Origin of the sequence: Tissierella pigra (genome assembly GCF_018917845.1) — a bacterium.
Lineage (GTDB): Bacteria > Bacillota > Clostridia > Tissierellales > Tissierellaceae > Tissierella > Tissierella pigra.
In genome coordinates, this window is sequence record NZ_JAHLPJ010000002.1 from 37,804 (window position 1) to 47,770 (window position 9,967).

The following is a 9,967-nucleotide window of genomic DNA, read 5'->3' on the forward strand; positions in this document are numbered from 1 at the left end:
ATTATATTTATAAATTATAGCAAATTAACATTTATAATTCCTTTAAGATTCTACCATTTAACTGAAAGTAGTGACCAGTGTACAGAAATAGCAATGGTTTAAGGAAAGTGAAATAATAACATAGATATAAGTATTAGGAATAGATATAAAAGTATATAAAAATATAAGGGGTGATTTTATGTTTAATATGAATAATAAATATGGAAGCTTAGATTTTTTAAGTGAACCTGTGTCTGAAAAGATATTAGATATAATAGAAGTTTTGGAAGAATTAGATATTGATTTTTATATATATTATGGCTATCCTGTTATAGATGAAAAGGAAAATAAAGATTATGTTAAGGGAATAATCATTACAAAAGGAAAAATAATACTATTATACGAACATGAACAAGAAATTAATATTTATGGTTCAATATTACTCGAACATCTAGCAAGCGATAGTTCATTATTTAGAATATTTTCTAATTATAATAATTACGTTTCCCAAATTAAAATATTAGATTTTGATAGAGAAAAAGCTGAGGAGATACGAAATTTTGAAGAAGCTTTTACAGAAACAGAAATCAAAAAAATAAATAGGGCTATCCAAAAAGCGTTTAACCTAACAAGTGAAGATAAAAGAATATTGAATTCAACAGATTCACTAGGTGCTATTTTAAAAGAAAGAAATACATTTATTGGTAATTATGATAGTACGCAATTTAATATGGTTCATTCTAACATTAACCAACATCAGAGGATTAGGGGATTAGCAGGAAGTGGAAAGACTATTTTAATGTTAAAGAAATTAGCATTTCTCCACTACACTCATCCAAATTTAAATCTAGCTTTTGTGTTTTATACAACATCATTAAAGCAAGATGTAACTGAAAAGTTTAAACAGTTTTACAAGGATTATGATCGTTACAATGCTCCTGATATGAGTAAAGTCAATATATTTCATAGTTGGGGAGGAAAACAACGTAGAGGTTTTTACTCTGATATTTGTGAAAGAGTTGATAGGGATTTTATAAATTATAACCAAGCAACTATTTTGTCTAATGGAAAGGATCCTTTTGAATATGTATGTTCAGATCTTATAACACATTTAAATGAAATTAACTACGAGGGATATTATGATTTTATTTTTATTGATGAAGCACAAGATTTTGGGATTAACTTTTTTAAGTTATGTCTTAAACTACTTAAAGAACCAGATTTAACAAAAAATAAAATTAATACAGGCTTTTTAGTGTATGCATATGATGAATTACAATCCCTAAAAGAAACTACGAAAATTCCTTCTAAACAAGAAATATTTTCAGATATTAACTTATGTATGGATATTAACTTAAAGAAATGCTATAGGACCCCTGTTGAAATATTGACATCTGCACATGCTATAGGATTAGGAATTTATAGGCAAATAGAGGATGATTTAGATCACCCATTAGTCAATTTAGTAGATGAAAAGACAATGGTAGATGTAGGGTATGAAAATCTTTCTGGAGAATTTATTGACGGAAAACAAGTTATATTAAAAAGAAATGAAGCTAAAAGTAATATTACGATAAATCCACCTGAATCTTTTGAAGATGAGAGAGAACAATATACTTCAGTATCTAAGAGAATTTTGGATTTAATTAAAAATCAGGATATATTACCTAAAGATATAATGATAATAGACCTTGATGAATCATATTTACCTACAAACCATAGTAACTTTTTTACGATTTTTAGTAATGAACTACTTCAAAGGGATGATATTAAAGAGGATATAAGGATAAATTTAGTTGATAAAAACAACCCAGTTCGTGTGAGCATCGATAATGCTATTCCATATACTACAATTTATAGGGCGAAGGGAAATGAAGCTAATTTAGTATTTATTCTTAATTGCAATTCAATATCCCTATCATCTAGAAATAGTAATGCTAGAAATAAAATTTTTACTGCTATGACTAGGGCAAAGTGGCAAGTTTGGCTTTATGGCAAAAACATGGATGAATATTCGCATGAATTAGATCAAGTGCAAAAAAATAATTATATGTTAAAATTTAATTATCCAAATGAAGAACAGAGGAAGTATATTAAAAAGATAGGTGATGATGAAGAAAGAATTGATAAGACAATATCAATAGCTACGGACTTACTTAAAACCTTACCAGATGATGTATTAAAGGAATTATTGAAAAAGGTAGGCCAAAAAAGGGGTGGCAAATATTGACCGAAAGAGAAGTTATAATGAAACAATTTGATGATTTTTGCTTAATTTCAAATTATTTGCCTGAGATCAACTATTATAATTATCCAACAATATCTAATAATATTATTGGAATAAAAACTAGTAAATTTACTATGAGCAATTATATTGATAGATATAAAGAGATCATTAATTCAAAATATTATAATATCCTATTCGCAGATGAGTCAATAATTTGCTTTTATTATGAGTTTAATGATTATGGAGAAATTAAAAAATATAATCTTTCTTATATCCCCTCTGTGGATATAGACATAAATATAGATGATTATGAATTTGATGAAGAAACAAGAGGGTTATTATTAGATAGTTATATGGATTATTTAAGAATTGATTTTGATGATTTGGGATATAAAAAAATAATTCATGTAAAGAACCATATGCATATTGGATTGAATAATCGTTCCGATAATAATCCAAGAAATGAAATTCGATTTCCTCTTTCTCATATTATATATCCCTTTGACTTTATATATATTATTTGCATGTATGTTTATCATTCCAAGTCAGATAAAGTATATACAGATAAATTATTTCATGATAATACAAGGCGTTTGCTCCTGGAAGAGGATGAACAAAGATTGTTTTGTCTAGCCTTTAATAGCTAGTTAATATATATAGAATTAAATTAATATTCCATTAAAAGCAAGTATCTATAAGTGTTTAGAACCTATAGATACTTGCTTTGATTTTCTTCATACTGCCTTATCTTCTTATAGGTAGTATTTCTACTTTTATAACCCAATAATTTAGTAAATTCCACTGCTGTAATAGATCCTTCCTTCCATCTATTATAAAGACTGGGGAAGTTTTTTGGTAGCTCTGAAGGTTTCCTTCCCTTGTATTTCCCTTCTTTTTTAGCTATGGCTATTCCTTCCTTCTGCCTTTGTCTTATTTTAATTCTTTCCTCTTCAGCAATAGATCCTAAGACCTCAATAAGAATATTATTTACCATCTTAATAACCCAGGAATTATCTTCAGGGAGTTCTATTAATGTAGTAGGAATATCTAGAATTTTAGTCCTAACCCCCTTTTCATTCATCCAGGTTAGTTCATCCTTTATCATTTCCTTATTTCTTCCAAGTCGATCAAGTTCTTTAATTATTAAAGTATCTCCTTCACGAAGAATTTTTTTAAGGTCTAAATAATAATCCCTATTAAAGTCTTTCCCAGACTGCTTATCAATAAAGATATTTTCATCCTTTAAATTCTTTTCATATTCTTTTAAAGCTTCAATTTGTCTTTGGGGATTTTGGTCCTTGGAAGAAACTCTTATATATCCAAATATCATCTTAAAACCTCCTGGTGTCCTTTTTGGGTGGATTAGATTTAGAGTACACTTTTAATAAGATTATAACTTAAAAAGGCATAGAAAACCATATGTTTTTATAAAAAATGAGTGTACTCAATAGGGTACACTCAAAAAAGACATTATAGAAGTAATAATATATGCTAAATAAAAATCTTGTTTTGACATTGATACTATATTAAGGTATAATTAAGGTATGAAAGTCAAGGGGTGATATTATGTTTCCTAAAAATAAATTAAAAGATATTATAAATAAATATGATGGCATTATAACTACAAATTTAGTTGAAGAAAAGGGTATTCATCGTGAATACCTAAACAGCCTGGTTAAGACAGGAGAAATAGAAAGAGTTAGCCATGGTGTATATATAAGCCCTGATGCATGGGAAGATATGCTCTATATTAATCAACTAAAAAGAGAAAAAATGATTTATTCCCATGAAACAGCCCTATATCTTCATGATTTAACAGATAGAGACCCTCTACATTATGTTGTTACAGTTCCTCAAGGATATAATTCATCTAAACTAAAAGAAGAAGGTTTTAGGGTTTATAGTATAAAAAAAGAATGGTTTGGCTTAGGTATAATTACTAAAGAAACTGTATTTGGAAATGAAGTTAGGACCTATGACATGGAAAGAACAATTTGTGATATTCTAAGGGCTAGAAATAAAATAGATACAACTATTATAAGTGATTCACTTAAAAGGTATTTTTCCAGAAAAGATAAAGATTTGAATAAACTAATGAAATATGCCAAAGAATTAAAAATCGAAAATATTATTCAGACTTATACGGAGGTTCTACTATGAGTGTAGTTACAAAAAGGAAAATAAATTATTTGGAATGAAAAATTTAAAAAATAAAACATTACATATTTTATATGAGATGCAGGAGAAGTTTTATAATGAAATCATTGGAATATTTTAGTTTAGGGAAATAAATGAACGGAGTGATGAAATGAGCCAATTAACACAGTATATAATCGCCTTATCAAACCTTTATGGAATGGTCTATAAGGATAAGGTTTTAGAAGTTTATAATAGCCAGAATAAGGTCCAAGTTAATCTATCTGATATAGAGGAACTTTTAACCAGCCCACCAGAAGAGTTAGAAACTGCATTTATTTACCCTCATCAAGACTATTTTGTACATGAAACGATTCTAGAAAGTGATGACTTTGATTTGTTGTTGATTAAAAAAGGTGATAAACCATATTATGTTCCAAATAAAAATGAACTTCTAAATTATCTTGATGAAGCTTATTTTGAAAGAACTAATGAATACACCGCTCTTTTAAATTATGTAAAGAAAAACTTTTTTAGAAATGATGATGAGAAGGCTGAATGGCTATGTGAGGACATTCAGGGTAGATGTCAATTTGGAGCAGGCATACAGACTATTTTAGAAACCTTCAATGATAGAGGTATTAGTTTCTGTGATTTAGAACAGGTTAATGAAGTTACGCAACTTATAATAGATCTCTCCAATAACATTAGGATATGGGAAAATAATGGATTCACACCTCATGAAATATTTGAAAGGTTTGAGAAAATTCACTTAAGACCACTTCCAGATAAGCCATTTGATTTTAATACTAGCAATGCTAGAGATATAAATACCAGGCAGAAAATTGGTAGGAACGACCCTTGCCCTTGTGGTAGCGGTAAAAAATATAAGAAGTGCTGTTTAGGGAAAGACTATAATCAATTATAATTGATTATAATCATAAGAGGGCTCGCTTATAAATTTATCTAAAAATAAGTGATTAAATAGCATTAGGGATAAAAACCTTAGTGCTATTTTTTACCCAATTTAGATATTAATGAATATACTTTCTAAAAATGAGAATAGTAAAATTAGCTATTAAAATAATAAGAATTATGGTATACTAATTTTAATTAATGGTACACAAACACAACTATGTGTGTACCGTTAATTAAAAAAGGAGATGATGAATCATGGATATATTAAAAGATATATTTAATAATAGTGTAGTTTTGACAACTGCTAAATTAAATGAATATGGCATTTCCAATTATATGATTGATAGACTTCTTTCAGAAAATAAAATAAGCAGGGTAAGTAGAGGAAATTATATTTATAATGAGATCCATATATATGATTATGAAATAATATCATCATCTTTTCCTGAAGCTATTATATATTTAGAAAGTGCACTGTTACTTCATGAATATACTGAAAGAATCCCTAATGAATGGAAGATAGCTGTTGGTAGAAATATGAATAGAAATAAATATAATCTTGAATATCCTAAGATAAAGGCACATTTTATAGATGAGAGCATTTTAGATATAGGAGTTATGGAAATAGAGACTTATCTAGATGAAGAAAACCATAAAAATAAGGTGATTACTAAAATATATGATAAAGATAAAACTATATGTGATATTATAAAACATAGGAATAAAATAGATAAAGAAGTATTTAATTCTGCTATAAGAAAATACATTCAAGATAATGATAAAAATCTTAATAATCTATATAAATATGCTAGGGAACTAAATGTATTAGGGTTAGTGGAGACTTATATAGGAGTGTGGTTTTAGTGAATAATAATCCAGCAAGTATACTGGCAAAGTTAAAAAATGAATCGATAAAAAGAGATATACCAAGTCAACAAATGATTACCCTTTTCCTGCAAGAAGAATTTTCCAGGAGACTTGGTAAATCAGAATATAGGGACAAGTTTATATTAAAAGGTGGATTTCTATTATTTTCTTTAGGGGCAGGAGATACAAGAGCTACAATGGATTCTGATTATTTAATGAAACATCTATCCAACGAAGAAGAAAGTGTCAAAAATACAATTAAAGAAATTCTAGAAATAGATAATAATAATTCTATTATATTTGAATTTATGGGTATGGAAAGGATTACAGAACAAAATGATTATCATGGATTAAGAATAAAATTAATTGGGTCAATAGGACGCTCCAAAACTCCGATTTTTGTAGATTTAGGTGTAGGGGATGTAATAATTCCAGGGTCAAAAATTATTAAATTAGAAACTATTATAGAAGGTTTTGAAGAACCAGAAATAAGAGCTTATTCTATGGAAACAATAGTAGCAGAAAAGTTAGATGCAATACTATATTTGATGGAAGCATCAAGTAGAATGAAGGACTATTATGATATATATTATTTGGCTATTTCTAAAAATTTTGATGGTAATATCTTAAGAGAAGCCATACATAATACTTTTAAAAACAGAAGACACTTAGATTTTATAAAAAACATCCATGAAGTAAATAAGTTTAAGGAACGTGAAAATCTAAATAATATGTGGAATAGATTTATAGAAAAAGAAATAAAAATATCTATAGAATTTAATAAGGTAATAGATATTATACTTGAGCTTACACTTCCAATTTGCAGGTCAATAGAAGATAAAGAACAATATAATAAAACTTGGGACTTTAAGGAATTAAGGTACATTTAAATTTTATTATTTGCATAATAAAAGATAATAGGCAACCATTGTGTGTCTATTAAGCGTAGAAATATATTGCTGTTTCAAATAACAGTATTCTATGTAGTTTACGATGGATTTAAATGAAAACCACAATTTGGATAGAATATTTATATCTGAAATAAATCATTGGGATAGCATTAAGGATAAAACCTTAGTGCTATTTTTTTGCCGTTTTTAAAGAAAGAAAGACTATTTTATTAGAATTCCTTCTTGAAAAATCAATAAATTTTTCAAATTTCTATTGCTTATGCTAATATAATAGATTATAATATATGTATACAATAGTAAACCGTTGTAATATCAATGTAAACTATAATATACTATAGTAAACTATTACTAATATAGTAAACCTTAAAAAAGGAGGGCTAAAAATGTTTGAAAATCAAGCAAAAACTCTATCTTTTAAGACAAACGAAGAAGTATCTAACGCATTTGATAAATTAGAAGCTAGAATAAGGGAAACGGATAACACCTTAACAAGGGGAGACATCTTAGCAACAGTTATAGATGCAGCTGAAAAGGTACTTGTTACAGAGGACAATATAAAATTAGCTACAAGGGAAGAACTTAAACTTATAGACCAACATACTCAAAGACTAAAGGATATTTACCTATCTATATTTAAAAGGTCCGAAGATCATCAGGCCATGGCCACTAAAAAAATAAAGGATCTAGAAGCTAATATCTTAGAATTAAAAACTACCCTTAAGGTAGAAACAGAAAGCTTTAAAACAGAAATAGATATTATTAATATTGAAAAAGAGAACTTGATAAAAGAGAATGAAGAAATATCCGAAAGAGCCAGAATGATAGAAAATAGCTTTTTAGATAAGGAAAGAACTATTAAAAGCCTGGAAGATAAAATAAAAGAACTGGAAGAAATAAGAATAGAGAATAGAGAACTTGCTAGAGAAAATAAGGAACTAATAGCCAAGAACAACGAAGTTATTAATGAGAAGATAAATATAGAAAACGAATTAAAGCATAGAGAAATCATTAATGATAGATTGGAAAAGGAAAGTTCAGAAAAGTCACTTGAAATAAAAGAATTAAATTCTAAGATTCAAGATATAATCAATGAAAAAGAGAAGGAAAAAGCACTTGAAATAAAGGCTATTAATAATGAGTATAAAAAGGAATTAGATTCTCTTAATAATGAACATAGAAAAGAAATAGATATAATAAAAGATGAATACAATACCAAAATTCAAGAATTAAATGAAAAACTTACTACATTACAAGTTGAATTACAAATAGTAAGAAGCAACACTGCAAAAAAAGAAGATGAGTAAATTCATCTTCTTTTTCTTTAAATAATGCCGATACAATAGCATTACCATACCTTCAAAAGTCTGTTAAAAGGCAAAATAGAGCCTCATTTTTTCCGTAAAAACTGAGAATTATTCAAAGTCAACCTCATCAAGTAAGGAAAGTGAAAAGTCAATATTCTCATAGTCATTTTCAGATATTCTTTTAAGTTTTAAAAGTAGACCGTCAATTAAATTTATAATTTCCTTATCATCCTGGTACTTATAATTAGACTTAATTTCTTCAATAGTTTCTTTTAGGCTTGTTTTTCTATAAGAATCTAATAAAGTTATTTCTTCAACGGTAAACATAATCACACTTCCTTTCAATTTTCAAGGGGGTATCAATTATGATATTATCATAATTGATATTAATGTAATTTAATCAATTTATTTTAATTTAAGTAAATATTTTTCACCATTAAATTTAAAATTGACTTCTTCTGCATCTCCAAATATTTTAAATACAAGAACACCTATAGGGTTTTCTACCTGAATATATTTATTATCCATGGAGTTATGTAATAGAATTACATTATCATCTTCATTATCTACTGCCTTAATATTCATTTTAGGAATAACTGAATCACGCTGTAATATTTCATTCTTATCAGGATTATAATCAAGTGTTAATAATAGATAACTATCTCTTTTACTAACCTCAGCTTTTGATCCCTGAAATCCAATATCGAATCCCAATTGGGTACTGTCAACTGTAGTATTATTGATTTTTTCATATATATTTACAGAATCTTTTATAGCATCATTTTCCGATTTGATTAAATAATATTCTAATACTTTAAAAGAGAAATCACCTGCTTCTACGACTGTATCTTTTAATAAAGGAATACTCTGATCTTCTTCTTTTTCATTACTAATATTATCATTGCCACCAGAACAAGCAGTTAATAAGAATAATAAAATTATCAATAATAAAGTAGATGCTTTAAATTTCTTAAACATTGAATTTATCACCCTCCTATTATAATAAGTTTTAATTTTATAATTACAAAACATTAAGATTATAAAATTATTGTATTATTTAGTTGCATAGTTTATTAAGAATATGCAGTATTCTATTTCCATCTATTTAGATGACACATCTAATATTATCCCTTCTACCGCATTTACGTTTTTAATATCACCCCTATTAATTCCAAATAGACATATTCGAGTTGCCATATCGTCAGTACCCTCTTCAGGAACTGTGCGTTCCATGAAGAGTTTTAATATATCTTCTTTAAGTTCGGCTCTATTCACAATAAGCTTAACTGAGCCACTCCCTTCGCTTTTAACATAACCATATACAACACTTTCCTTAAAAAAATCATCATCGTAATTCTGTTGTAATATATCTTGATCTGCTGATTGTGCAGGATGATTACTAAGGAACTCTTCTAAATCATTTAAGTTATTTAGCAATATTGGAGTGTCATATTTATAACCTTCCTTCCAAATTGCACGGTATTCTCCACTAACTAAGTCCAATTCAATAGGAAATTGTTCAGTAGGTACATTCTCAATATTTAGGCCGTTATTTGTTACTTCATTGTCATTTGGATTAATATGGTCTTCTAATTCAACATGAAAAATTGATTTACACCCTGAAA

11 protein-coding genes are annotated in these 9,967 nt (G+C 27.5%); 7 read left to right on the top strand and 4 right to left on the bottom strand.

Going from position 1 to position 9,967, the window contains the following annotated elements; translation table 11 throughout:
- The first annotated feature begins 178 nt into the window (after positions 1-178).
- A complete protein-coding gene (locus tag KQI41_RS18755) occupies positions 179-2,209 on the top strand; it encodes a DEAD/DEAH box helicase (RefSeq protein ID WP_216586041.1) in 2,031 nt (676 codons plus the stop codon).
- Positions 2,206-2,853 (top strand): DUF2290 domain-containing protein, encoded by a 648-nt coding sequence (locus KQI41_RS18760; protein ID WP_216586042.1) that lies wholly within the window; start codon positions 2,206-2,208, stop codon positions 2,851-2,853. Before KQI41_RS18755 ends, KQI41_RS18760 begins: the two co-directional genes overlap by 4 nt.
- Positions 2,854-2,915: 62 nt before the next feature.
- On the opposite strand, the gene KQI41_RS18765 is transcribed toward KQI41_RS18760, so the two are convergent.
- Positions 2,916-3,536 carry a recombinase family protein gene (locus KQI41_RS18765; RefSeq protein ID WP_216586043.1) on the bottom strand — a complete coding sequence of 207 codons (621 nt, stop codon included), beginning with the start codon at positions 3,534-3,536 and terminating at the stop codon, positions 2,916-2,918.
- Between the two features lie 236 nt (positions 3,537-3,772).
- On the opposite strand from KQI41_RS18765, the gene KQI41_RS18770 reads away from it, so the two are divergent.
- From KQI41_RS18770 to KQI41_RS18790, 5 genes are all read left to right on the top strand, one after another.
- Positions 3,773-4,366: a type IV toxin-antitoxin system AbiEi family antitoxin domain-containing protein gene (locus KQI41_RS18770; RefSeq protein ID WP_216586044.1), complete on the top strand. Its 594-nt coding sequence runs from the start codon at positions 3,773-3,775 to the stop codon at positions 4,364-4,366.
- Positions 4,367-4,514: 148 nt separating this feature from the next.
- Positions 4,515-5,270, top strand: coding sequence for a YecA family protein (locus tag KQI41_RS19015; protein WP_154440763.1), 756 nt, complete (start codon positions 4,515-4,517; stop codon positions 5,268-5,270).
- A gap of 245 nt (positions 5,271-5,515) precedes the next feature.
- On the top strand, positions 5,516-6,124 hold the full coding sequence (locus KQI41_RS18780; RefSeq protein WP_154440762.1) for a type IV toxin-antitoxin system AbiEi family antitoxin domain-containing protein: 609 nt from the start codon (positions 5,516-5,518) through the stop codon (positions 6,122-6,124).
- Positions 6,124-7,017 carry a nucleotidyl transferase AbiEii/AbiGii toxin family protein gene (locus KQI41_RS18785; protein ID WP_154440761.1) on the top strand — a complete coding sequence of 298 codons (894 nt, stop codon included), beginning with the start codon at positions 6,124-6,126 and terminating at the stop codon, positions 7,015-7,017. The genes KQI41_RS18780 and KQI41_RS18785 overlap by 1 nt, the downstream gene beginning before the upstream one ends.
- Positions 7,018-7,421: 404 nt before the next feature.
- Positions 7,422-8,342: a hypothetical protein gene (locus KQI41_RS18790; RefSeq protein WP_216586045.1), complete on the top strand. Its 921-nt coding sequence runs from the start codon at positions 7,422-7,424 to the stop codon at positions 8,340-8,342.
- 108 nt (positions 8,343-8,450) lie between these two features.
- Here the strand turns inward: KQI41_RS18790 and KQI41_RS18795 are convergent, their stop codons facing one another.
- The 3 genes from KQI41_RS18795 to KQI41_RS18805 form a co-directional block, all read right to left on the bottom strand.
- Positions 8,451-8,669 carry a transposon-transfer assisting family protein gene (locus KQI41_RS18795; RefSeq protein ID WP_154440816.1) on the bottom strand — a complete coding sequence of 73 codons (219 nt, stop codon included), beginning with the start codon at positions 8,667-8,669 and terminating at the stop codon, positions 8,451-8,453.
- Positions 8,670-8,747: 78 nt separating this feature from the next.
- Positions 8,748-9,320 (bottom strand): hypothetical protein, encoded by a 573-nt coding sequence (locus KQI41_RS18800; RefSeq protein WP_154440815.1) that lies wholly within the window; start codon positions 9,318-9,320, stop codon positions 8,748-8,750.
- Between the two features lie 123 nt (positions 9,321-9,443).
- On the bottom strand, positions 9,444-9,967 hold a 524-nt coding region (locus tag KQI41_RS18805; protein ID WP_216586046.1), incomplete at its 5' end, for a hypothetical protein.